A 24,200-nucleotide genomic window follows, 5' to 3' on the forward strand; every position below is an offset into this window, starting at 1 on the left:
GCGGAACCCGACTTGAATGGAATGCGTTAATTGAACCGTGCAAGGATACGCAAATCTTCGCCGATTTGCTTGATCTCGTGGAAGCGCAGCGCAATTTTCCCCGCGAGATCGTCCAGCGGCGGCAGGTCGAACATGTCGCGGCCGTCGCCGAGCAGGCTGGGGGCGAGATAGAGCAGCAACTCGTCGACGCAGCCTTCGAGGATCAGCGAGGCGTTGAGTTTGGAGCCGGCTTCGATGTGGACCTCGTTGAGGTTGCGCTTGCCCAGTTCATCGATCACGCGCGGCAGGTCGACCTTGTTGTCGGCGTTGGGTAATACGATGATCTCGGCGCCCCGGTCTTCGAGCACGGCGATTTTGGCGCGGTCTTCGCTGGCGGTGAACACCCAGGTACCGCCGCCGGCAAGGATGTTGGCGGCGGGCGACAGCGTCAGTTTGCTGTCGATGACGATGCGGCGCGGCTGGCGCGGCGTGTCGACGGCGCGCACGTTCAGTTGCGGGTTGTCGTTCTTGACGGTGCCGATGCCGGTCACGATGGCGCAGGCGCGCGCGCGCCAGAAATGGCCGTCGTCGCGCGCGGCCTGGCCGGTGATCCATTGACTCTTGCCGTTATGCAGCGCGGTCTTGCCGTCGAGGCTGGCGGCGGACTTCATGCGCACCCACGGCCTGCCTTGCCGCATGCGCTTGAAAAAGCCGATGTTCATTTCATGGGCCTGTTCTTGCAGGATGCCGGAGACGACGGCAATGCCGGCGGCTTGCAATTTGTCCAGGCCCTTGCCGGCCACCAGCGGGTTGGGGTCGGTGATGGCCGAGACGACTTTGCCGATGCCGGCCTCGACCAGCGCGTCGGCGCAGGGCGGGGTGCGGCCGAAATGGCTGCAAGGTTCGAGGGTCACGTAAACGGTGGCGCCGCGCAGGTCATTGCCGCGTTGGCGGGCGTCCTGCATGGCCTGGATTTCGGCATGGTTGCCGCCGGGCGGCTGGGTGAAGCCGGCGCCGATGACGCGGCCGTCCCGCACGATGACACAGCCTACGCGCGGATTCGGCGTGGTGGTGAACATGCCTTGTTCGGCCTGTTGCAGCGCCAGCGCCATGGCTTGCTGGTCGGTTTCGATGTTGATGGCGTAAATGGACACGATGTTCTAATTGGTTGCTGACGTTGCGCTTTGCGCGAAGATGCAGGTTCTGTCGTCCGCGGGATTGCAGATGCGGGCGCGGCCGAGAAATCCAAGCCTCACCAGTCTGGTTTCCCCATCCAGCGAGAATTGCCAGGAGCCCCACTGCGGCGCCCGGTCGCTGAGATTGGTGCGGGTTCTGCCGTTGCCATTGTAAGCGATATAGGGCGCGGACTTGTCGCTGAGCGTGGTGGCGATGCGCAGGCCGGCGGCGACACGTTCGCGGCTGTAGATCAGCAGGTCGCCGGCATCGAATTGCAGGTTGCCGTCGCCGGGCTTGTTGACGAAGACGAGCCAGCCGCTCTCCCAATCGTTGCCGTCGCGCGGCGCGAGGTCGACGCGGCTGCCGCGCTGGATGGCTTCGCTGCGGGCGAGGTGAAGGGCGCCCAGGAATTCATTGGCGGTGGTGGTCAGTCGCTGGCTTTGCGTGTAGGCGCGAAAGCTCGGCATGCCGGCCGCCAGCAGGACGCCGACGATGGCAAACACGATCAGCAGTTCCGGCAGGGTGAAGCCGCGCGGCGGGCGCTCGTGCATCATGGGCGTCATGGCCGCTTCACCAGCATGCCTGGGGCGCATCGGACTGCGGCAATCCGGCGGCGGTTTTTTCTCCCCTGCTGTTCAGGGTGAGCGTGCCGCATTGCGCATCGCTGAAGTTGGCGTCCACCGACTCGCCACCCGGCGCCGCTGACAAGACGACGCAATCCTGGAGCGAGTCTCCGGGGCAGGCGACGGCGCTGATCCGGTATGCGCTGGAGGCCGCGGTTTCGCCGGAAAACCATCTGAACGAGGCGGCGCCGGCTGCATTGTCATAGGCATGGTAGCGGTTGTGCTGGGAAAAATGCCGTTCCTGCTGCTGCATGGCTTGCATCAGCGTCGCGCGCGCTTCCGCTCGTTTTGCCTTGCGTACGTGACCCTGATAAGAGGGATAGGCGAACAAAGCAAGAACGCCGACGATGCAGACGACGATCATGAGTTCGATCAGGGTGAAGCCTTGCTGGCGATGGGTCATGTTTTTGCTCCATTTGAGTTCTAGTCTTGCCAGTTGCCGATCTCGCGCCAACTGAGCCGTCGGGGAGGCGTCGCGTCGCCGTCGTGGACGGTCTGCAACACGACTTGCGTCGCGGTGCGCATGCCGAAGCCGATGGCCGTGATGCGATAGCGCAGCGCGGCTTCCGCATTTGGTTTTTGCAGCCTGAGCAATTCGACGAGGTAGCGGGGCGGTCTGGCGGGCAACGAAGCGCCGCCGTGCGGAAACGCATAGCCGGTGAACTGGCCGTAGGCTAGCGAAGGCGCAGGCGCCAGGAAATCGATCAGCCGCCATTGCGGCGTCCCGGCAGCGGGCAGGCAAAGTCCGGCCGACGCGCCGGCGGCGTGGCAGGCGCCGGCGCGGTCCGGGAAGGCATCGGTGTGGATGCGTCCGCCGGCCAGGTCGCGTTCGGCGTCGCGCAGCGCCGCTTCCGCTGCCTGGAAAGCGATCTGCCGATCGCGATCGTTGCGCGAGGATTTTTCGTTCATCAGCGTGAGTTGCGCCGCCGACACGCCCAGCATCATGACGACCAGCAGCATCAGCAAGGCGATCAGCAGCGCTGCGCCGCGCTGAGGCGGGATCGACGGCGGCATGCGCAGCTTCTTCATCTGTCCGTCATCTCCGGCGATGCAGGATTGCGTAAGTGAACGGTGGTTTCGAACACCTTGCGGATACGCCCTTGCAGGTTCGGCGCCAGTGCGGCTTCGTCGACGGCGACGCCGACATCGGCGGCGTTGCGGTAACCGGGACCGAACAATGGATGCAGCACCGGCGATCCGGCCTCACGCACGTTGCGTTCGCCGCGGATCAGCAAGGCGATCCTGACCGCAACCACCTCGTTCCAGCGCGCCGACATGCGGGCGGCGTTCAGGTAGTCGAGGCCGTCGCCATTCCTGACGCCGTACAGCACCTGAAAAGATTCGACGCCGCGCACCACCGCAGCGGCGCTCCAGCCGTCACGCTGGGTCTGGTACTTGCAACGCAGTTCGGGTTCGCCATTGCTGTCCGGCGCCACGTAGAAAATACTCCAGCCTCGCGCCTCCTCAAGGTCGGCACCGCTGTTGTCGCGGGCTGGTCCGGCGACCGCGAAACCGGCGCAGTTGAGCATGCTGCCGTCCGCCTGGCCGCGATGGCCGGAGCCGAAGAAGCGTATCGCCAGGACGTCGCTGCCGTGGGCGGCAGGGTTTGCCGACGGCGCCGAGATATCCGGCGAACGCTCGTTCAGCCGCGCGTTGTCCAGGCCATGCACGCCGGGGGACATGCTGCCCAGGTCCGCTTGCAGAAAAACGGGATCGTCGTGCGGAACGTAATTGGCTTGCCTGAGAGAGCGCGCGATCAGGTCGAGCGCATAGCGGCCGCTTTCCTGCACCTGGGCATTGTCGTTGACGGCGAGGTAACTCGACTTTGCGGCGTTCAGCAATGCGGCGGCGGCCAGCGCGACGCCCATGCCGAGCGTCATGGCGATCATCAGTTCGATCAGCGTCAGGCCCTGTTGCCGGCGACGCATTCAGGGCTCCGCGACGAGGACAAGGGACGGCAAGGTGCGCGGCTGCTGCGGCGTTTTTTCTCGCGTGGACCAGCCGAGTTTGATGACGATGGGAGCGTTGCCAGACCCGGTGCATGGCCAATGCGGCGCTTCGCCAGGGACCGGCGCACTGTCGCGGCAAACCGTCGCGCGCGCTTGCGGCAAGGCGCTGCGCAGGCGCTGTTTCCAGGCGGCGAGATCGCATGATTGGCCGGCGCATGCCGCCGACGTTGCGGCATCGCCGGCGGCATCATAGTCGAACAGATAGGTATCGCGGTCCGCCGCGGCATCGGTGCGCATCAGTTCCGCCAGTTCCATGGCCAGTTGCAGGGCGTTCGACTGAAAGCCGCTTTGCTGCGCCGTTCTCAATGCATGCAATTGCATGGCGACGACGCCGCTCGCGCCCAGCGCCAGGATCACGATGGCAACCAGCACTTCGACCAGTGTGAAGCCTTGTTCGCCGGATTTTATCGGAGTCTTGTTCACGCCGGCCTCGCTGCTCGATCATGTGAAAAGACAAGATTTTGGCCGGATTTTTATGTTTGTGAAGCTGGTCCGTGAGTACTAAGAGACAAATGCGCGAGATTTTTTAATTATTCAAAATTATTTGCTGATTTCATATGGGTATATTTCGAGTTGAATATCCCTTGTCGTATCTGATGCGTACGGAAGCAGGGCGTGGGCTGCCGGAAATGTTGAGCTTGCGCGGTTCTATGTTGCCATCGCGGATTCTTGTACCAACATTGCGCGGGGCATTCAATGGGTCGTGATTCCTGATCGTCGTCCCAGCGTCTTGAAAACGTTCGATACGACGCTGGGTCCTGACTTTCGTCAGGACGACGGTTATGGGGGGGGCTGACGAAGCGGTAATGCTGTCCAGTGAAACCTGTTTTCCCAGTCGTCGTCCCAGCGCACGCTGGGACCCAGTGTCGTGACAATGTCCGGTACGAGGCTGGGTCCTGACTTTCGTCAGGACGACGGTTATGGGGGGCTGGCGAAGCGGTAATGCTGTCCAGTGAAACCTGTTTTCCCAGTCGTCGTCCCAGCGCACGCTGGGACCCAGTGTCGTGACAATGTCCGGCACGAGGCTGGGTCCTTACTTTCGTCAGGACGATGGTTGTGAGCGACTGGCTATGCGGTAAGGAGCTTTTTCCGCTTGATTGAACGGTACTGCCGCCGATGCCGGGGCTGCGTCTTTGCGTGGACGGGCTGTCTGCCTTACACCGTGCGCGTCTCCGGATATTGCGTGACCACGTAAGCCACTGTTTCGACATTGGCCGGATTGCGGTAGCTGTGCGCATGGTCGGCGTCGAAGAAAATGGCGTCGCCGGTGCCCAGCAACCGGCGATGGTCGTTGATTTGGATTTCCAGCGTGCCGTGCGTGACGACCAGGTTCTTTTGCGTTCCCGGCACCAGCGCTTGCAGGTGTTCGGTCGACAAGGCGTCGAGTTTCAGCTCATGGAATTCGAAGCGGCGTTCTCCGGGCGGATACAGGCTGCGGCTGGAAAAGCGACCGTTGCCGCTGACCGTGCGCGGCGCATCCTGCGCCGGCAGCACCGCCAGTCCCTGCGGCGCAAAGTTGCGCAGGAAGGCCGATACCGACACTTGCAACGCCGAGGCCACGCGCTGCAAGACGCGGATGGTGGGCACGCTGCGGCCGGATTCGATCTGCGCCAGCATGGCGCGGCTCACGCCCGACTTGCGCGCCAGGCCGTCGAGCGACAAATGGCGCAGGGCGCGCAGGCGCGAGAGGTTGTCGGCCACGATGTCTTCAATATCGCCGGCCGAATCCTGCACGGCATGAAGGTGTGGCGCGGGCTCGGCGATGCGCAGTTCTGCGGTCATGGTCGGTTCTCTTCAGCGCAGGTTGACGCGCGCTTGAAAGGCGAACGGATGGAACGCCGGCCGGACCCAACTTCCCTGCATGCCTTGCCGCTGCGCGGCAATCAACTGTTGCGCCATCATGCGCGCGGCGCACTGGCGGCGACAGGTTTGCAGGTCGACAACGTCGACGGTGGCAGCGTTGGCGGCAGTTGCTGCGGCGGTATTGGTCATCGGATTCTCCATTCCATCAAGGCTTGCTACGATGAAATGGAGCTTAGCACCGACACTATATGTGCCAGAACGAATAAATATTCACATCCATATCTGAATTTAGAATGAAGAATGTGGTTCTTTCAGAAACGCCGTTTCTTCCGCCGTGGAGTCGCGCCCGAGGATGGCGTTGCGATGCGGGAAGCGGCCGAAGCGCGCGATGACGGCATGGTGCCGGTCGGCAAATTTCAGGAAATTGTCGAACACGGTCTTGCTCTGCGCGTCGGCTTGCCTGGCCAGCGCACGAAACAGTTGCACGGAATATTCCTGGTCGTCGAGGTCTTCGGAATGTTCCAGCGGCAGGTAAAAGAACACGCGTTGCAGCGGCGGCAACTGCTGGTCGAAACCCTGCGCCAGTCCGAGGTGGCAGCATTGCCGCGCCAGTTCGTCGAAGGCGAAGGCGGCCGCGGTGTCGCGATGGATGTTGCGCGGGAACTGGTCCAGCAACAGGATCAGCGCCAACATGCCTTGCGGCGTTTCGGTCCAGTCGTCGAGACGGTTCTCGCTTGCCGCCAGCAAGGTGCTTTCAAAGCGCGACTTGATGGCGCGGTCGACGGCGGCGTCCTTGCTCCACCACAATCCCGATTGCCGTCCGGCGACAACGCTTGCTTCGCCGTCTTCGCCGAACCAGTACGCAAGGATGGCGGCGATGCTTTCCGTCGCCGTCATTCCGCCAGCACGCGGATGCGCACGTCGCCCAGCGCCACGGTCTGGCCGGCGGTGATCTTGCAGGTCTTGCGCAGTTCCTGCTTGCCGTCGACCTTGACGTGGCCTTCGGCGACGATGGCCTTGCCGGCGCCGCCGCTGTCGCACAGGCCGACCAGTTTCAGGAGCTGGTTCAGCTCGACGTAAGGGCCTTGCAGTTGGAATTCCAGATGTTGCATATCCGCCTTGTAATGGGTATTGCGTAAAAAAACAGACCGCCTGAATCAGACCAGGGTTTTCTCGGCCTTGTGCAGCCACAGCGCCAGATTGTTCAGCAGGTCTTCCTGGCTGAACGAACAGCTTTCCTCGGTGAACAGGCTGCCGGTTTCCAGGCGGACCAGCAAGTCTTCCGCCACTTGTCCGTAACGCAGCGGCAAGCGCCTGAGCAGGTCGTCCTGCGCGCGCCAGGCGTTGCAGAAAGCGGCGACATTGATCGCGCCGTCGCGCAGGTCGTTGAGGGCGTCATGCAGGGTTTGCAGGCTGGGATTGCTCATGATATGGGTACTAAAGAGTCTTGGCTTCGAAAGTGTTGCAGGCGTTGACCTTGCCCTGCGCGATGCCGCGCTTGAACCAGTTTACGCGCTGCGCCGAGGTGCCGTGCGTGAACGAATCCGGCACCACTTCGCCGCGCGCCTGCCGTTGCAAGGCGTCGTCGCCGATGGCGGAGGCCGCGTTCAGCGCTTCTTCGATGTCGCCGTCTTCGATGATGTGGCGCGCTTCGTTGGCGTGATAGGCCCAGACGCCGGCGAAGCAGTCGGCCTGGAGTTCCAGGCGTACCGACAAGGCGTTGGCCTGTTTCTCGGACATGTTGCGGCGCGCCTTGTCGACCTTCGCGGAAATGCCGAGCAGGTTTTGTACGTGATGGCCGACTTCATGCGCGATCACATAGGCTTGCGCAAAGTTGCCGGAGACGTTGAAGCGTTGTTTCATCAACTGGTAAAAGCTCAGGTCGATGTAGACCTTCTGGTCGCCGGGGCAATAGAACGGACCGGTGGCGGTCTGGCCGGTGCCGCAGGCGGTCGGGGTGCGGCCCGAGAACAGGACCAGCTTGGGCCGTACATAGGTGGTGCCGTTGGCGCGGAACAGTTCGCCCCAGGTATCTTCGGTATCGGCCAGCACGGTCGACACGAAACGCGCCATCTGGTCGTTCGGCGGCGGCTTGTGCGCCGGCGCCGATTGCGGGATGGGGGCCGGTTGTCCGCCTCCGCCGCTGAGCATGTTGATCACGGTCAGCGGATTGATGCCGAGGAAATACGACGCCACCAGCGCGACGGCAATGCCGCCCAGGCCGATCGAGCGGCCGCCGCCGAAGGAAAAACCGCCGCCTCCGCCACCATCGTCGCCGCGACGGTCTTCCACGTTGTCGCTTTCGCGATTGCCTTCCCATTTCATGATGAATTCCTTGCTGCATGATTACCAATAGGCGAGATTGTAATGGAGCGGGGCGGAAAAACCTGTACAGGGAGGCGGAAAGACGTCGAGAGTGAATTTCTTTGGAGAAACGCTGTCTGGGGAAGAGCGGCTCTTCGGTCGGTCGCGCCGGTTTCGGCGGCGGCCGCGATGTGGGAATATCCGGATACGTACCCACGCACCGCCGGGTTCGCGCGTTCCGTCTGTATCATCGGCTGCAGCATAAGCACCTTAGGCAACATAAGCAGCATGCGCCGCCGCAGGGCCTTGTCATGCATACAACAGCAATTTGAACGGGAGACTCAGATGATCTTGTGGCTAATCGTTTTTGTAGCGGGCGCCCTGGCGTTAATGACGATGCGCGCCGGCGCGTGGACCTGGCTGGTGGCGGAACTGGCCTGGATCTGGATCGGCGGCATGACCGAGCAGGCCAACGCCGTCGCCTGCGTCCTGCTGGCCATCCTGCTGTGCGTGCCGACCTTGCTGGTGGCCATCAGGTCGGTGCGGCAGACGCTGATGACGCGGCCGGCATTGGACATGTTCCGCAAGATTCTGCCGAGCATGTCGGGCACCGAACGCGATGCCATTGAAGCCGGCACGGTATGGTGGGACGCCGACCTGTTTTCCGGCAAGCCCGACTGGAACAGGCTGATGCAACTTCCGCCGCCCGCGCTGACGGCGGAAGAACAATCCTTCCTCGACAACGAAGTCACGCAATTGTGCGCGATGGTCAGCGACTGGGACACCTCGGTGGCGTGGCAAGACTTGCAGCCCGAAGCCTGGCGGTTCATCAAGGACAAGGGTTTCCTCGGCATGATCATTCCCAGGCAATACGGCGGCAAGCAGTTCTCCGCCTACATGCATTCGCAGGTGATCATGAAACTGTCGTCGCGTTGCTCGGTGGCGGCGATTTCGGTGATGGTGCCGAACTCGCTCGGCCCGGCGGAACTGTTGCTGCACTACGGCACCGATGAGCAGAAAAATCATTACCTGCCGCGCCTGGCGCGCGGCGAAGAGATTCCGTGTTTCGCGCTCACGAGCCCTTATGCGGGTTCCGACGCCGCGGCGATTCCCGACATCGGCATCGTCTGCAAGGGCATGCACGAAGGCCGCGAGGTGCTGGGATTCCGCGTCACATGGAGCAAGCGCTACATCACGCTGGCGCCGGTCGCCACCGTACTCGGACTGGCTTTCCGCGCGCAGGATCCCGATCATCTGCTGGGCGGCGATGCCGAACCCGGCATCACCTGCGCCTTGATTCCGACCAGCCATCCGGGCGTGGTCACCGGCCGCCGCCACTGGCCGCTCAATGCCGTGTTCCAGAACGGCCCGACCTCGGGCGAGAATGTGTTCATTCCGCTGGACTGGGTCATCGGCGGCCAGGCGCAAGTCGGCAAGGGCTGGCGCATGCTGATGGAATGCCTGGCGGCGGGCCGGGCGATTTCGCTGCCATCGTCGAGCGTCGGCTTTTCCAAGATGGCGGTGCGCGGCACCAGCGCCTATGCCGCCATGCGCCGGCAATTCAAGATCGCCATCGGCAAGTTCGAAGGCATCCAGGAAGCGCTGGCGCGCATGGGCGGCCATCTCTACATGATGGACGCCACGCGCCGGTTGTCGTCGCTGGCAGTCGACGCCGGCGAGAAGCCGTCGGTGATTTCGGCGATCTCCAAATACCACGTCACCGAACGCGGGCGCATCGTCGTCAACGACGGGATGGACGTGATCGGCGGCAAGGGTATCTGCATGGGGCCGGGAAATTTCCTGGCGCGCGTGTACCAGCAGATTCCGATCGCCATCACGGTCGAAGGCGCCAATATCCTCACGCGCTGTCTGATCATCTTCGGCCAGGGCGCGATCCGTTGCCATCCCTATGTGCTGAAAGAGATGGCCGCGGCCAATGACGCCGACCGCGATCGCGCGCTGGAGGATTTCGACAAGGCTTTCTTCGGCCACCTCAGCTTCGTCGCCGCCAACGCCGCGCGCTCGCTCGTGTTCGGCCTCAGTGCCGGTTTGCTGGCGACGGCGCCGAACCAGGCGGCGGAAGAAACGCGCGGCTATTATCGTGCGGTGGCGCGGCTGTCGGCCTGTTTTGCCCTGCTGACCGATGTGTCGATGTTCGTGCTCGGCGGCTCGCTGAAATTCCGCGAGCGGATTTCCGGCCGCCTTGGCGACGTGCTCTCGCAGCTTTACCTGATTTCCGCCGCGCTCAAGCGTTACGAAGACGACGGTCGCCAGCATGGCGATTTGCCCTACGTGGGGTGGTCGGTACAGGACGCGTTGCATCGGGCGCAGGAAGCGATCATCGATGTGCTCGACAATTTCCCCAATCCCTTCATCGCTTTTGCGTTGCGCATCTGGATGTTCCCGCTGGGCTTGTCGTTCCGCAAACCGTCGGATCGTCTCGCCAGCGAAGTCGCGCTGGCGATGCAGACGCCCGGCGCCGCGCGCGACCGGCTGGTGGCGGACATCTATCAACCGGATGCCGACGCCGATCCGCTGGGCAGCGGCGAGCGCGCCTTCAACCTCTTGCCGAAGGTGCATGAAATCGAAACCCGTCTCAAGCAAGCGGTCAGGGACGGCACCATCCCCGCGATGCCGCAAAGCCTGCTGGAGATGCGGCGCTGGAACGCGCGCGCGATGGAGCAAGGCTTGATCAGCGCCGATGAGCGCATCGTGCTGGACGATTTTGCGCATTACGGCGACATCACGGTGCAGGTCGACGATTTCGGCGCCGACCTGGACATGCGCGAAGCATTGCAAAAGGGACAAGCGCCGGCGATTGTCCGGAGTGCCTGACGAATTCGACGCGGAGCCGGATACGCCGCAAAGTCTTATAATTGCGCCTGATATTATTCATTCGGAGCGCCTTCGCCGGGCGCCTCAACTTATTTCGCCATGACAACATCTTTGCATAGCATGTCCACCGAGAAAACCGTCGCGCCGCCATTCCGCTGGCTCAATCCCTATCGTCCGACCACCTTCCGCGTCATTGTCGGCCTCGGCATCGGCGCCATGGTCCTGCTGCTGATCAATCTGTTCACGCCGGGCGCGCTGGAAGCATCGGTCTATGTCTGGAGCCTGGCGGCGGCAGCCGTCGCCTATGTGCTGGCGGAATTCCTGCTGGTGACCGTTGTGGTCGTCGGGCCGTTTGCCGGGTTTGTGTACGGAGTGATTGCGTTTTTTTCGCGCTGAGTGCCGCGTCTCATCCTAAGTAAAAAGGCCGGTGAATGAACCGGCCTTTTTTCGTCATGGCAAGGAGAACGGACGGCAGAGGCGCAAGCGATGCCGAAATCCATATTCCCCATACAGAATAATTCATTGGAAACGCAGTCTTGCCCGGCATAACATTGCCGTCTTATCCATTTGCCGGGCATCCGGCGTTTCTACAACAAGGACCACACATGCAAACACGCAAGCTCGCCCGCGACGGCCTGACGGTTCCCGAAGTCGGCCTCGGTTGCTGGCAACTCGGCGGCGGCTGGGGCGACCACTGGGATAACGACATCGCCCAGCAAACCTTGGCGCAGGCGTATGCGACCGGCGTGCGTTTCATCGACACCGCCGACGTTTACGGCAACGGCGCCAGCGAGCGTTCGGTCGGACAGTTCCTGACGGCGCACAAGGATCTCACCGTCGCCACCAAGCTCGGACGCGGCGCGATCTACCCGGACGGATACAGCCGAGACGCCGTGCGCACGGCGACGCAGCGTTCGCTGGAACGCCTCGGCGTCGACAAGCTCGACCTGACGCAATTGCATTGCGTGCCGCCGGCGGTGCTGAAAGACGGCAAGATTTTCGACTGGATGCGCGAGTTGCGCGACGACGGGCTGATCAGCCGCTTCGGCGCCAGCGTCGAGACCGTCGAAGAAGGCTTGCTGTGCCTGGAGCAGGAAGGCATGACTTCGCTGCAAATCATCTTCAACATCTTCCGCCAGAAGCCGCTGGAAGCATTGCTGCCGAAGGCGCAAGCGAAGGGCGTCGGCATCATCGTGCGGCTGCCGCTGGCCAGCGGCCTGCTGAGCGGCAAGATGACGCGCGCCACCACCTTCAAGCCGGACGATCATCGCAACTTCAACCGCGACGGCCAGCAATTCAATGTCGGCGAAACCTTCGCCGGTATCGAGTTCGCCACCGGCGTCGACCTGGCGCAGGAGATTGCGGCGCTGGTCCCGGCCGGCATGAGCATGGCGCAGATGGCCTTGCGCTGGATACTCGATCACGATGCGGTGTCGGTGGTCATTCCCGGCGCCAGTTCGCCGGAGCAGGTCTTGTCGAACGCCGGTGCTTCGGCTTTGCCGCGCCTGCCTGAAGAGCTGCACCGGAAACTGGCCGTGCTGTATCGCGACAAGATTCACGCGGCGATTCGCGGTCCGTATTGATGCATTGATTCCGCCGCCGTATCAGCAAAAAGCCCATGTTCTTGCGAACATGGGCTTTTTCACCGGGCGGAGCAACCTCAGAGTTTGAAGACGCTGACCACTTTCACCAGGTTGTCGCCTTGCATCTGCATCGATTTCGACGCGGCAGCGGCTTCTTCCACCAGCGCGGCGTTCTGCTGCGTGACTTCATCCATTTGCGTGATGGCGAGGTTGACCTGATTGATGCCTTCGCTTTGCTCGTAACTGGCGACGGCGATTTCTTTGATTACTTCGCTGACCTTGTGGATGCTGTCGACCACTTCGCTCATGGTCTTGCCTGCCTGCTCCACCAGGTCGGAGCCGGTGCGCACTTCCTGCACCGAACCGTCGATCAGCGATTTGATTTCCTTCGCGGCGGCTGCCGAACGTTGCGCCAGGCTGCGCACTTCGCTGGCCACCACCGCAAAGCCGCGGCCTTGTTCTCCGGCGCGCGCTGCTTCCACTGCTGCATTCAGCGCGAGGATGTTGGTCTGGAAGGCGATGCCGTCGATCACGCTGATGATTTCGACAATCTTGTTTGAAGAGGCGTTGATCGAATCCATGGTTTGGACGACCTTTTGCACCACGTTGCCGCCTTCTTCCGCGACCGTCGATGCCGACACCGCCAGCTCGCTGGCGTGCTTGGCGTTGGAGGCGTTCTGTTTCACGGTCGAGGTGATTTCTTCCATGGCGGAAGCGGTTTCCTCGAGCGAGCTGGCTTGTTCCTCGGTGCGGTTGGACAGGTCCATGTTGCCGGCGGCGATTTCATCGACCGATTGCTTGATAGAGTCGGTCGCCTTGAGGATGTTGCTGACGGTATCGACCATGCGGTCGCGCGTATAGGCAATCGAGGACACCAGGCTGGCTTCGTCGCCCTTGCGCACGGCGATCGCGCCGGTCAGGTCGCCTTCGGCGATCTTGCGCGCGATCTGCGACGCTTCGCTCGGTTCGCCGCCGATGGAGCGATAGATGTTGCGCACCACCAGCATGGCGATGGCGGACATGATGGCGCCGAGGATCAGCAGCACCGCGCCGGCCTTGACCAGCGAACGGTAAAAGGCGGCCTGGATGTCGTCCTGATAAACGCTGGCGACAAGATTCCAGTTCCACGGCCCGAAGCGCTTGACGAAGCCCATCTTGGAACTGGGCTTTTCTTCATTGGGACGCGGCCACCAGTATTCAAGGAAGCCTTCGCCCGCAGGCGACGCGCCGACGTCGGCGATCATCTTGTATAGTTGGTTGCCCTTGGCATCCTTGAAGTCGTACATGTTTTTGCCATTGAGTTTGGGACTCATCGGGTGCATCACGACGACCGAATCGGCGCCCACCAAGGTGATGTAGCCGTTGCCGGTATAGCGTTGGTCGGAGACGCGGGCAATCGCTTCCTTCTTTGCATTTTCGACCGACATCTTGCCGTCGGCGGCTTGTTTGGCGAGGCCGGCCAGGACGGAGTACGACATTTCGGTGATGTCGATCAGCGCGTGCTGGCGCTCGGCAATCTGCAGCTTGCGGGTTTCATAGATGTTCCATACCGATAACGCCAGCAGCGTCACCCACGAGAAGACCAGCGGAAGCCACAGCTTCTGTTTTAAAGATAGTTTGTTCACTATGGATTCCCCTTTTCTTGACGAAGCTGCTAAGTGACGGGAAAGAATTTTCCCGGGTCATTTTTTTGATTTGACCGAACATACTGGGTCGAATCTCTGTGCGAAAATCTTAGCATGCCAATGCGTCCCCACAACACCGAATTGACGGATTACGTCTCAGTCTTTTCCTGATAGGAAAAAAGCGGTATTGCCTTTCGAAATGAAAATGAAGGCAATACCGCAAAGGGACGACTGCTCAAGAGAAACTATTTACTGCAAGGCAAGTACATCAGCCCATCTTGCCGTAGCCTCCGCCGCCTGGCGTGGTGATGACGAAAATGTCGCCCGGCTGCATCTCGGTGCTGGCCACGAAGCTGAGCTCTTCCTGGGTGCCGTCGTTGCGGATCACCATGTTGCGGCCGCACTGGCCCGGATCGCCACCCGCCGCGCCGAACGGCGGGACGATGCGATTGTTGGACAGGATCGAGGCCGTCATCGCTTCCAGGAAACGGATCTTGCGGATGCCGCCGTTGCCGCCGTGCCATTGGCCGGCGCCGCCGGAATTTTCGCGGATCTCATAGCTTTCCAGACGGACCGGATAGCGCCATTCGAGGATCTCCGGATCGGTCAGGCGCGAGTTGGTCATGTGCGTTTGCACGACGTCGGTGCCGTTGAACCCCTTGCCGGCGCCGGAGCCGCCCGAGATGGTTTCGTAGTACTGGTACTCGCCGTTGCCGAACGTGAAATTGTTCATCGTGCCCGGCGCCGACGCCAGCACGCCGAGCGCGCCGTACAGCGCATTGGTGATGCAGCTTGAGGTCTCGACATTGCCCGACACCACCGCCGCCGGATAGCGGGGGTTGAGCATCGAGCCTTCCGGGATGATCACGTTGAGCGGCTTGAGGCAACCGGCGTTTAGCGGAATCTCGTCGTCCACGAGCGTGCGGAACACATACAGCACCGCCGCCATGCAGATCGCGCTGGGGGCGTTGAAGTTGTTGTTCAACTGCGGCGAGGTGCCGGTGAAGTCGATGTCGGCGGTGCGTGCGGCGTGATTGACGCGGATCGCCACCTTGATCACCGCGCCATTGTCGAGCGGGTATTCATAGGTGCTGTCCTTGAGCAGGGTGATGACGCGGCGCACCGCTTCCTCGGCGTTGTCCTGCACGTGACCCATGTAGGCTTGCACCACTTCGAGGCCGAAGTGATCGACCATCTTCAACAATTCGTCAACGCCTTTCTGGTTGGCGGCGATCTGCGCCTGCAGGTCGGCCAGGTTCTGCGCGATGTTGCGCGCGGGGTAAGGACCGGAGCCGAGCAGGGCGACGGTTTCCTGTTCCAGGAAACGGCCGGCGCGCACCAACTGGAAGTTGTTGATCAGGATGCCTTCTTCTTCCACTACGGTGCTGTTGGCCGGCATCGAACCCGGCGTGATGCCGCCGATGTCTGAATGGTGGCCGCGCGATCCGACGTAGAACAGGATGTCGCGGCCGTTCTTGTCGAAAGCCGGCGTGATCACCGTGATGTCCGGCAGATGCGTGCCGCCGTGGTAAGGATCGTTGAGCATGAAGACATCGCCCGGCTGCATCTTGCCGGCGTTCTCACGGATGATGGTGCGGATGCTCTCGCCCATCGAACCGAGATGTACCGGGATATGGGGCGCGTTGGCGATCAGGTTGCCTTGCGCGTCGAACAGCGCGCACGAGAAGTCCAGGCGTTCCTTGATATTGACCGAGAAGGCGGTGTTTTGCAGGCGCAGGCCCATCTGTTCGGCGATGCTCATGAACAGGTTGTTGAACACTTCCAGCATCACCGGATCGGCTGTGGTGCCGATCGCCTTGCGCTGCGTGCGCGCCTGATAGCGCTGCATGACCAGATGGTTCAGCGGCGTGACTTCAGCCAGCCAGCCCGGCTCGACGATATTGGTGGCGTTCTTTTCGGCGATGATGGCGGGGCCGTGCACGACGTCGCCGGGACATATGTCTTCGCGGCGGTACAGCGCGGTGTCATGCCACTGGCCTCCCGAGAACAGTTTCACGGTTTCGCTCGACCTCAGCGCACCGTCGCGCGGCGGCAATTGCTCGGCCTTTTCCTCGCGGTCGTTGGAGACGCCGATCGCTTCCACCGAAATGGCTTCGATGATCATGGTCTTTTCCGGCATCAGGAAGGAATAGCGCTTCTTATAAGCCGACTCGAACTGGGCCACCATGCTCGCCATATCGCCGAAGGCCACCACGATCACCGAATCGGTGCCGTCGTAACGCAGGTGGGCGCGCTTGATGACGTCGATTTGCGCCGGTGTTACGCCTTGCGACAGCAGGTCCTCAGCGGCTTGCGCGGCCAGCTTGGTCAGTTCCGCGTCGAGCTTGCCGATCGAGTCGCCCGACAGGGGCAGTTCCATCGCCTGTTCGCGCATCGCGGTCTGGTCCGCCAGTCCCATGCCGTACGCCGACAGCACGCCTGCGAACGGATGCGCGAAGACGCGCGTCATGCCGAGCGCGTCGGCGACCAGGCAGGCGTGCTGGCCGCCGGCGCCGCCAAAGGTGGTCAGTGTGTAGTCGGTGACGTCATGGCCGCGCTGCACCGAGATGAACTTGATCGCGTTGGCCATGTTGCCGACGGCGATTTCGATGAAGCCTTCGGCGACTTCTTCCGGCGTGCGGCGATTGCCGGTTTCTTTATAAATACGGTCTGCCAGTTCGGTGAATTTCTGCACCACGGCGTCGCGGTCCAGCGCCTGGTCGGCGGCGGGGCCGAACACTTTGGGGAAATAGGCGGGCTGGATTTTTCCCAGCATGACGTTGCAGTCGGTGACGGCGAGTTGGCCGCCGCGGCGATAGCTGGCCGGACCGGGATTGGCGCCGGCGCTGTCCGGACCGACACGATAACGGGCGCCGTCGAAGTGCAGGATCGAGCCGCCGCCTGCCGCTACGGTATGGATGCTCATCATCGGTGCGCGCATGCGCACGCCGGCAACCTGGGTTTCGAACTCGCGCTCGAACTCGCCGGCGTAATGCGACACGTCGGTCGAGGTGCCGCCCATGTCGAAGCCGATGATCTTGTCGAAGCCGGCCGTCTCCGCCGTGCGCACCATGCCGACGATGCCGCCGGCCGGGCCGGACAGGATCGAGTCCTTGCCCTGGAAGCGATGGGCGTCGGTCAGGCCGCCGTTGCTTTGCATGAACAGCAGGCGCACGCCGTCCATTTCACCGGCGACCTGGTCGACGTAGCGACGCAGGATCGGCGACAGGTAAGCATCGACCACGGTGGTGTCGCCGCGCGAGACCAGCTTCATCATCGGGCTGACTTCATGCGACACCGAGATTTGCGTGTAGCCGATGTCGGCAGCGATCTCAGCCAGTTTTTCTTCATGCGCGGTAAAGCGATAGCCATGCATCAGCACGATGGCGACAGAGCGATAGCCTTCCTTATATAGAGCAGCGAGTTGCCGACGCACCGACGCGTCGTCCAGCGGCTGCACCACTTCGCCGTGCGCGCTCAGGCGCTCGTCGACTTCCACGACTTTCTCGAACAGCAGTTCCGGCAACACGATGTTGCGGTCGAACAGGCGCGGGCGATTTTGATACGCAATGCGCAAGGCGTCGCGAAAACCCTTGGTGATCAAGAGGACGGTGGGATCGCCCTTGCGCTCAAGCAGCGCATTGGTGGCGACGGTGGTGCCCATCTTCACGGCTTCGACTTGTTGCGGCGAGATCGCTTCGTCGGGTCTGAGTCCCAACAGTCGCTTGATGCCGGCAACGGCGGCGTCTTTATATTGCTCGGGATTTTCCGACAGCAGCTTGTGCGTCAGCAGGGTGCCGTCCGGTTGGCGCGCGACGATGTCGGTGAACGTGCCGCCACGGTCGATCCAGAATTGCCAGCGTTGTTCGCCCAGTATGGTCTGTTCTTGATTCATGGTGCATTGCCTTTCTCAAATGAACTTCCAGGTGCATTTTTGTTGATGAATTATCGATATTTTGCACATAAACCGTGCGAAACGTATCAAATGTTTATATGAGGAAACGCTGGAAAGACCAGTTAAATCCTCCTCAAAGCCTTGCTGTATCTGTATTTGCGGCTGATGCAGGGGTGAAACGTAAAATCAGGCACGCGATTTGCTAATAACTCGTTAATGATTTGGCGATCATTTATTTTTTTAAATACTAATAATTTATTGACATATTATCGATGAAACATATAGGATTCAACAAAAAAATAAAGGAGATAAAAATGGGAATAGAACCAAGTAAAAAGAGCGGAAGGCAGATCAGCGTCGACACCGCCGCCATTTTTGAGCGCGTCCTTCATGCCGGCACAAAGCCGGTATGCAACAAGGCCGTGCCCGACGAATCCTGAATTGAGAAGTCGATAGAAGTCGCAGCGCAACACCAGCAAGACCTCACGCCGTCGTGCCGGGGCAGCCTTCACAGGCGGTCGCGTCGCATCGGTATGAAGTCTTGTAGTGAAGTCCAGCCGGTTCACCGGATTGGAGTGGTTTCACACAGCCTTTGTTATTGCAGCGGAGAGGTGGCGGCAAGCAATGGCTGTTTTTGGGGAGTTCCTCGCTCAAAGCTTCATGCAGCGGGGAAGTTTGGATGTCATTCGTCAATACAACAAGGAGCGTCTCATCATGTTAGGTCTCGTCTTCAAACGTGTTTTCAAAGCCGGCCTGGCCGCGTCTTTCTGCATGGCTGCCTGGTCGGCGCATGCGCAGCAGCAGGAAATCAAGATCGGGGTGATCTATCCGCTGAGCGGCGCCGCCGCCTCGACCGGCGCCGAAATGAAAGACGCGCTGGAACTGGCTGCCGACATCATCAACAACGGCGCCAAGAGCGTGCCCAACCTGCCGTTTTCGGCCGGCGGCGGCCTGCCTAATCTGAAGGGCGCCAAGATCAAGCTGGTGTTCGCCGATTCGCAAGGCAACCCGCAAGTCGGCGCGACCGAAGCGGAACGCCTGATCACGCAAGAGAAGGTAGTGGCCGTGGTCGGCGCCTACTTCAGCAACGTCACCGCCACCACCAGCCAGGTCGCGGAACGCTACAAGGTGCCTTACCTGAATCCGGAGTCGTCGTCGGCGTCGCTGACGCAGCGCGGCTTCAAGTGGTTCTTCCGCACCACGGCGCATGACGACCTGTTCGTCACCAACTTCTATGAGTTCTTCAAGGAGCTGGAAGCCAAGAAGGGCATCAAGATCAGCAAGCTCGGCGCCTTCAACGAAAACACGCTGTGGGGCAATGAAACCACCAAGCTCGAAACCAAGCTGTCCAAGGATCGCGGCTACGACCTGGTGAAGACCATCGTCTATCCGGCCAAGAGCACCCAGCTCACTTCCGAAGTGCAGTTGCTCAAAGCCGCCGCGCCGCAGGTGGTGCTGCAGTCGTCCTACCTCGGCGATGCCATCCTGTCGATGAAGACTTATAAGGAACTGGGCTTTACGCCGGACATGATCCTGGCCAACGACGCCGGTTTCATCGACACCGAGTTCGTCAAGACGCTGGGTAAGGACGCCGACTACATTATCACGCGCGACGTCTGGTCGCTCGACTTGGCCGCCAAGAACCCGCTGATCAAGCAAGTCAACGATCTGTTCAATGCGCGCTACAAGATCAACTTCACCGGCAACTCGTCGCGCACCTTCACCGGCCTGATGACGTTGGCCGATGCGATCAACCGCGCCGGTTCGACCGATCCGGAAGCAATCCGCAAGGCGCTGTCTGAAACCAATATTCCCGGCAACAAGCTGATCATGCCGTGGAAGGGCGTCAAGTTCGACGAGCATGGCCAGAACACGTTCGGCTCCGGCATTCTGCTGCAAGTGATCAACGGCAAGTACTACACCGTGTGGCCGTTCGACATGGCCACGCGCGACATCGTATGGCCGATGCCGAAGTGGGATCAGCGCAAGTAACAAGTCATGGCAGGGAAACGGCAGGCCGGCGGCGCAATGGCGGTACATGCAGCACAGGCGGCGCGGCCTGCCGTTCGGATTCAATGTTCATCGCGGGTATTTACGGCGCGTAAATGATGCGTTTAAGGGGAAACTTATGTCTTGGGAAATTTTGGTGCAGACCCTGGCGTCCGGCTTGTTGATCGGATTGATTTATGCGCTCGTGGCAATCGGACTGACGCTGATCTTCGGCGTCATGGACATCGTCAACTTCTCGCACGGCGAGTTTTTGATGTTCGGCATGTATTCCAGTTTCTGGCTGTTTGCGCTGTATGCGCTCGATCCGATTTTCACGCTGCCGCTGACAGCTTTGTTCCTGTTCGCGCTCGGCGCCTTGTTGTACAAACTGGTGATCCGCAAGATCACCAACGCGCCGATGGTGTCGCAAATCTTCACCACCTTCGGCCTCATGATCCTGTTTCGCGGCATCGCGCAATTTTTCTGGAAGGCCGACTTCCGCACCGTCGAAAACTCGATGGTCAGTGGTCACGTGTCCATCGGCGGCATCCAGATCGGCGCACCGCAACTGACCGCCGGCATCGGCGCGATCATCGTCACCGGCGTGATCTACCTGTTCCTGACCCGTACCAGAATCGGTGCCGCGCTTGAAGCGACCGCCGCCGACAAGGAAGCGGCACAACTGATGGGCATCGACTCGCAAAAGATGTTTGCGCTGGCCTGGGGCGTCGGGGCGGCCTGCGCCGGCGTGGCGGGAGCCTTGCTGTCGACCTTCTTCCCGATCTTTCCCGAAGTCGGCGCCAACTTCATCCTGATTGCCTTCGTCGTGGTCAACCTGGGCGGCTTCGGCAGCGTGGTCGGCGCATTGATCGCCGGCGTGCTGGTCGGCCTGATCGAAGTGATGGGCGGCTTTTTCCTCGGGCCGCAATACAAGATGGCGATCGTGCTGGCGCTGTTCCTGACGGTGCTGATGTTCCGCCCGCAGGGATTGATGGGCAAGGCCTGAACCCGGCGGCCCAATTTATTCAGAGAGGAACCTCATGCTCAAAAATACTCCCGGCCTGGCGCTGACGTCCACCGCGTCCGCTCCCGGCTTCAATAAAGTGCACGGATTGCTGGTTGCGCTGCTCGTGCTGGCGCTGGCCTTGCCGCTCTATGTCACCAGTCCTTCGCATCAGAACCTGGCGATCCTGATCCTGATGGCGGCGCAGATCGGCGTGTCGTGGAACATCGTCGGCGGTTACGCCGGTCAGGTGTCGCTCGGCCATGTCGCCTTCTACGGTATCGGCGCGTATACCTCGGCGATCCTGTTCTCGGTCTACGGCATCAATCCGTGGATCGCGATGATGGCCGGCGGCGTGATCGCGGCGCTGGTCAGCCTGGTGATCGGCTGGTCCTGCTTCCGCCTCAAGGGCCATTACTTCGCGATGGCCACGATCGCCGTGGCCGAAATCATCCAGATCGTCTTCACCAACTGGGATTTCGCCGGCGCTGCGGTCGGCCTGACCATTCCGATGGGCGAGGGCGGCTGGGCCAACATGATCTTTGCCGGCAAGGAGCCGTACTACTACATCGCGCTGGCTCTGCTGCTGTTGACCCTGCTGGCCAACTTCATCGTCGAACGCAGTTTCCTCGGCTACTACTTCCGCGCCATCAAGGACGAGCCGGATGCGGCGCGCAGCCTCGGCGTCAGTCTCAGCAAGTACAAGCAGATCGCATTCGCCGTCAGCAGCTTCTTCACGGCGATGGGCGGCAGCCTGTACGCGCAGAAGGAACTGTACATCGACCCGGCGTCGGTGCTTGGCACCGGCATGTCGATCAAGATGGCGCTGGTCGCCATCCTCGGCGGCATCGGCACCCTGTTCGGTCCGCTGGTCGGCGCCGGCGTGCTGACCGCCATCGAGGAAGGCACCCGCACCATGTTCGGCGGCTCCGGTCGCGGCACCGACCTGATCATTTACGCCGCGCTGATCATCGTGATCGCGGTGTACTACCCGAACGGCATTCTCGGCTACGTAAAGAGCATGTTCGCCCGTCGCAAGGCCATCAAGGCGCAAGCGGCAAAGGAGGAAAGCAAATGAGCCTGTTACGCGTTGAAAACGTCTATAAGAAATTCGGCGGCCTGACCGCGAACCAGGATATCTCCTTCACGGTGCAGGCCGGGGAAATCGTCGGCCTGATCGGTCCCAACGGCGCCGGCAAGACCACCATGTTCAACTGCATCGCCGGCTATTCACCGCCGACCACCGGCGACATCTGGCTGGAAGACCTGAAGATTTCCGGCATGACGCCGGAGCAGTGCGCGCGCGTCGGCATCGGCCGCACTTTCCAGGTGGCGCGTACCTTCACCAGCATGACCGCGCTGGAAAACGTCATGGTCGGCGCCTTCCTTAACGAGCGCGGCGTCGGCGCGGCGCGCCGCACCGCGCAGGAGTTGCTGGACTTCGTCAATCTCGGCCGCTTCGCCGACAAGCCGGCCGGCAGCATGACCATCAGCGAACAGCGCCGCCTCGCCGTGGCGCGCGCGCTGGCGGTCAGGCCCAAGCTGTTGCTGATGGATGAAGTCATGGCCGGACTCAACCCGACCGAAGTGCGCGAGACCGTCGACGTCGTACTGAAGATCCGCGACCAGGGAATTTCCTGCCTGATCGTCGAGCATGTGCTGGAAGGCATCATGCCCATCGCCAACCAGATCGTGGTGCTCGACTACGGCAAGAAGATCGCCGACGGTTCGCCGCAGGACGTATCCAACGATCCGCATGTGATCGCCGCCTATTTGGGAGATGAATGATGCTACAGGTGAGAAATCTGCGAGCCAGCTACGACGGCGTGCTGGCCCTGTCCAAGGTCGATATCGACGTCAAGCCGGGCAGCCTGGTGGCGCTGGTGGGCGGCAACGGCAACGGCAAGTCGACCACCTTGCGCGCGATTGCCGGACTCAACAAGGTCGATGCCGGCAGCATCGTGTTCGACAACGTCGACATCGGCAAGGTGCCGGCCTTTGACCGCGTCGGCCTCGGCCTGTCGCTGGTGCCGGAAGGCCGCCGCCTGTTCGGCCGCCTGACCGTCCAGCGCAATCTGGAGCTGGGCGCCTACACACGCAGCGACAAGCATGAGATCGAGGAATCGATCGAAGACATGTACGCGACCTTCCCGATCATCAAGGAGCGCCGCCATCAGCTCGCCGGCACCATGAGCGGCGGCGAGCAGCAGATGCTGGCGATTGCGCGCGGGCTGATGGCCAGGCCGAGGCTGCTGCTGCTGGACGAACCGTCGTGGGGCATCGCACCCAAATTCGTGACCAAGGTGCTCGACACCATCCAGCAGGTCAACGCCAGGGGCGTCTCAATCCTGTTGGTCGAACAGAACTTGCACAAGGCGCTGGCAATCGCACATTACGGCTACGTCATCCAGACCGGCCGCATTGTGATGCAGGGCACCGGTAGCGAACTGCTGCACAACGAAGACATCAAGAAGGCCTATCTCGGAGGACTCTGACATGAAACTCAGCATGGCAAAAGACGACACTGTTTTATCCGCCGCCGACCTGCGCGCGATGTGCCGCAGCGGCGCATTCGACGGTCCGACCGCCGGTTACTCCGACAACCACGTGCAGGCCAACCTGATGATCGTGCCGAAAGAATATGCGTTCGACTTCCTGCTGTTCTGTCAGCGCAATCCAAAGCCCTGTCCGCTGGTGGAAGTGCTGGAAGCAGGCGTATTCGAACCGCGCAGCGCGCCGGGCGCGGACTTGCGCAGCGACTTGCCGGGCTATCGCATCTTCGAGAACGGCGCGATGACGAAGGAGGTCGCCGACATCTCCGCTTACTGGCGCGACGATCTGGTGAGTTTCCTGATCGGTTGCAGCTTCTCGTTCGAGAGCGCGCTGATCGACGGCGGCATTCCGTTGCGCCATATCGAACAGCAGCGCAATGTCGCCATGTACAAGACCAACATGCCATGCGCGCCGGCCGGACGTTTCGGCGGCAACGCAGTGGTCAGCATGCGTCCGGTCAGGAGCCGCGATGTCGCGCGCGCCGTGGAAATTACCTCCCGCCTGCCGCAGGTGCATGGCGCGCCGGTGCATATCGGCCATCCGGGACAGATCGGCATCGCCGACCTGATGCGTCCCGATTTCGGCGATGCGGTCGAGATCATGGACGACGAGTTGCCGGTGTTCTGGGCCTGCGGCGTGACGCCGCAATACGTCGCCGAGCTCAGCAAGCTGCCGTTCTGCATCACGCATGCGCCAGGCAAGATGTTCGTCACCGACCGTTTGAACGAATAGCCATGTAAGAGTCATTCAAAGCGCGCCCGCGATGCAGAGAAGGCGGCGCGCGCAGATCCCATAGCGACGGGCCCGCCCGTCATGAATCGAG

The 24,200-nt window shown here is 61.5% G+C and carries 24 protein-coding genes; 9 read left to right on the forward strand and 15 right to left on the reverse strand.

The annotated features are described in order from the left end of the window. Positions 1–26: 26 nt before the first annotated feature. The 12 genes from ribD to RV1423_RS15745 form a co-directional block, all read right to left on the reverse strand. Positions 27–1,133, reverse strand: a complete 1,107-nt coding sequence (ribD, locus tag RV1423_RS15690) for a bifunctional diaminohydroxyphosphoribosylaminopyrimidine deaminase/5-amino-6-(5-phosphoribosylamino)uracil reductase RibD (protein ID WP_034298343.1) — start codon at positions 1,131–1,133, stop codon at positions 27–29. Between the two features lie 6 nt (positions 1,134–1,139). After that, positions 1,140–1,718, reverse strand: coding sequence for a GspH/FimT family pseudopilin (locus tag RV1423_RS15695; RefSeq protein WP_051516704.1), 579 nt, complete (start codon positions 1,716–1,718; stop codon positions 1,140–1,142). 7 nt (positions 1,719–1,725) lie between these two features. Further along, on the reverse strand, positions 1,726–2,181 hold the full coding sequence (locus tag RV1423_RS15700; protein WP_034298344.1) for a type IV pilin protein: 456 nt from the start codon (positions 2,179–2,181) through the stop codon (positions 1,726–1,728). 20 nt (positions 2,182–2,201) lie between these two features. Further along, entirely contained in the window at positions 2,202–2,807 is a 606-nt protein-coding gene (locus RV1423_RS15705; RefSeq protein WP_081768842.1) for a PilX N-terminal domain-containing pilus assembly protein, read from the reverse strand. Beyond that, entirely contained in the window at positions 2,804–3,706 is a 903-nt protein-coding gene (locus RV1423_RS15710; RefSeq protein ID WP_034298345.1) for a PilW family protein, read from the reverse strand. Before RV1423_RS15710 ends, RV1423_RS15705 begins: the two co-directional genes overlap by 4 nt. Continuing rightward, positions 3,707–4,210, reverse strand: a complete 504-nt coding sequence (gene pilV / locus RV1423_RS15715; RefSeq protein ID WP_051516705.1) for a type IV pilus modification protein PilV — start codon at positions 4,208–4,210, stop codon at positions 3,707–3,709. It lies immediately after the preceding gene. A 732-nt stretch (positions 4,211–4,942) separates the two neighbouring features. Further along, positions 4,943–5,569, reverse strand: a complete 627-nt coding sequence (locus tag RV1423_RS15720; protein ID WP_051516706.1) for a helix-turn-helix domain-containing protein — start codon at positions 5,567–5,569, stop codon at positions 4,943–4,945. Between the two features lie 12 nt (positions 5,570–5,581). Continuing rightward, positions 5,582–5,779 (reverse strand): hypothetical protein, encoded by a 198-nt coding sequence (locus RV1423_RS15725; RefSeq protein WP_034298346.1) that lies wholly within the window; start codon positions 5,777–5,779, stop codon positions 5,582–5,584. A gap of 99 nt (positions 5,780–5,878) precedes the next feature. Next, entirely contained in the window at positions 5,879–6,487 is a 609-nt protein-coding gene (locus tag RV1423_RS15730) for a DUF924 family protein (protein WP_034298347.1), read from the reverse strand. Then, positions 6,484–6,702, reverse strand: a complete 219-nt coding sequence (locus RV1423_RS15735) for an RNA-binding S4 domain-containing protein (protein WP_034298348.1) — start codon at positions 6,700–6,702, stop codon at positions 6,484–6,486. The genes RV1423_RS15730 and RV1423_RS15735 overlap by 4 nt, the downstream gene beginning before the upstream one ends. Before the next feature lie 45 nt (positions 6,703–6,747). After that, the gene (locus tag RV1423_RS15740) at positions 6,748–7,017 is read right to left on the reverse strand and encodes a hypothetical protein (RefSeq protein WP_034298349.1); all 270 of its coding nucleotides are present in this window, start codon (positions 7,015–7,017) and stop codon (positions 6,748–6,750) included. 10 nt (positions 7,018–7,027) lie between these two features. Beyond that, positions 7,028–7,915: a neutral zinc metallopeptidase gene (locus tag RV1423_RS15745; RefSeq protein ID WP_034298350.1), complete on the reverse strand. Its 888-nt coding sequence runs from the start codon at positions 7,913–7,915 to the stop codon at positions 7,028–7,030. Positions 7,916–8,239: 324 nt separating this feature from the next. On the opposite strand from RV1423_RS15745, the gene RV1423_RS15750 reads away from it, so the two are divergent. The 3 genes from RV1423_RS15750 to RV1423_RS15760 all read left to right on the forward strand — a co-directional run bounded on the left by RV1423_RS15750 (position 8,240) and on the right by RV1423_RS15760 (position 12,312). Next, entirely contained in the window at positions 8,240–10,729 is a 2,490-nt protein-coding gene (locus tag RV1423_RS15750) for an acyl-CoA dehydrogenase (protein ID WP_034298351.1), read from the forward strand. Between the two features lie 120 nt (positions 10,730–10,849). Beyond that, the gene (locus RV1423_RS15755; protein WP_231502316.1) at positions 10,850–11,125 is read left to right on the forward strand and encodes a hypothetical protein; all 276 of its coding nucleotides are present in this window, start codon (positions 10,850–10,852) and stop codon (positions 11,123–11,125) included. Between the two features lie 209 nt (positions 11,126–11,334). Continuing rightward, positions 11,335–12,312, forward strand: coding sequence for an aldo/keto reductase (locus RV1423_RS15760; protein ID WP_034298353.1), 978 nt, complete (start codon positions 11,335–11,337; stop codon positions 12,310–12,312). Between the two features lie 77 nt (positions 12,313–12,389). Here the strand turns inward: RV1423_RS15760 and RV1423_RS15765 are convergent, their stop codons facing one another. The 3 genes from RV1423_RS15765 to RV1423_RS29860 all read right to left on the reverse strand — a co-directional run bounded on the left by RV1423_RS15765 (position 12,390) and on the right by RV1423_RS29860 (position 18,398). After that, entirely contained in the window at positions 12,390–13,937 is a 1,548-nt protein-coding gene (locus tag RV1423_RS15765) for a methyl-accepting chemotaxis protein (RefSeq protein ID WP_034298354.1), read from the reverse strand. A gap of 268 nt (positions 13,938–14,205) precedes the next feature. Further along, complete coding sequence (locus RV1423_RS15770; RefSeq protein WP_034298355.1) at positions 14,206–17,832, reverse strand: hydantoinase B/oxoprolinase family protein; 3,627 nt, start codon at positions 17,830–17,832, stop codon at positions 14,206–14,208. A gap of 266 nt (positions 17,833–18,098) precedes the next feature. Continuing rightward, positions 18,099–18,398 (reverse strand): hypothetical protein, encoded by a 300-nt coding sequence (locus tag RV1423_RS29860; protein WP_155835124.1) that lies wholly within the window; start codon positions 18,396–18,398, stop codon positions 18,099–18,101. Positions 18,399–18,546: 148 nt separating this feature from the next. On the opposite strand from RV1423_RS29860, the gene RV1423_RS15775 reads away from it, so the two are divergent. The 6 genes from RV1423_RS15775 to RV1423_RS15800 all read left to right on the forward strand — a co-directional run bounded on the left by RV1423_RS15775 (position 18,547) and on the right by RV1423_RS15800 (position 24,109). Continuing rightward, the gene (locus tag RV1423_RS15775) at positions 18,547–19,824 is read left to right on the forward strand and encodes an ABC transporter substrate-binding protein (RefSeq protein ID WP_034298487.1); all 1,278 of its coding nucleotides are present in this window, start codon (positions 18,547–18,549) and stop codon (positions 19,822–19,824) included. A 136-nt stretch (positions 19,825–19,960) separates the two neighbouring features. Then, positions 19,961–20,827 carry a branched-chain amino acid ABC transporter permease gene (locus RV1423_RS15780; RefSeq protein ID WP_034298356.1) on the forward strand — a complete coding sequence of 289 codons (867 nt, stop codon included), beginning with the start codon at positions 19,961–19,963 and terminating at the stop codon, positions 20,825–20,827. 34 nt (positions 20,828–20,861) lie between these two features. Further along, a complete protein-coding gene (locus tag RV1423_RS15785) occupies positions 20,862–21,902 on the forward strand; it encodes a branched-chain amino acid ABC transporter permease (RefSeq protein ID WP_081768843.1) in 1,041 nt (346 codons plus the stop codon). Further along, complete coding sequence (locus RV1423_RS15790) at positions 21,899–22,612, forward strand: ABC transporter ATP-binding protein (RefSeq protein WP_034298357.1); 714 nt, start codon at positions 21,899–21,901, stop codon at positions 22,610–22,612. Before RV1423_RS15785 ends, RV1423_RS15790 begins: the two co-directional genes overlap by 4 nt. Next, positions 22,612–23,319, forward strand: coding sequence for an ABC transporter ATP-binding protein (locus RV1423_RS15795; RefSeq protein WP_034298358.1), 708 nt, complete (start codon positions 22,612–22,614; stop codon positions 23,317–23,319). The genes RV1423_RS15790 and RV1423_RS15795 overlap by 1 nt, the downstream gene beginning before the upstream one ends. Position 23,320: 1 nt before the next feature. After that, on the forward strand, positions 23,321–24,109 hold the full coding sequence (locus RV1423_RS15800; RefSeq protein WP_034298359.1) for a putative hydro-lyase: 789 nt from the start codon (positions 23,321–23,323) through the stop codon (positions 24,107–24,109). Positions 24,110–24,200 lie beyond the last annotated feature (91 nt).

It is taken from the genome of Herbaspirillum sp. RV1423, assembly GCF_000577615.1.
Lineage (GTDB): Bacteria > Pseudomonadota > Gammaproteobacteria > Burkholderiales > Burkholderiaceae_D > Herbaspirillum.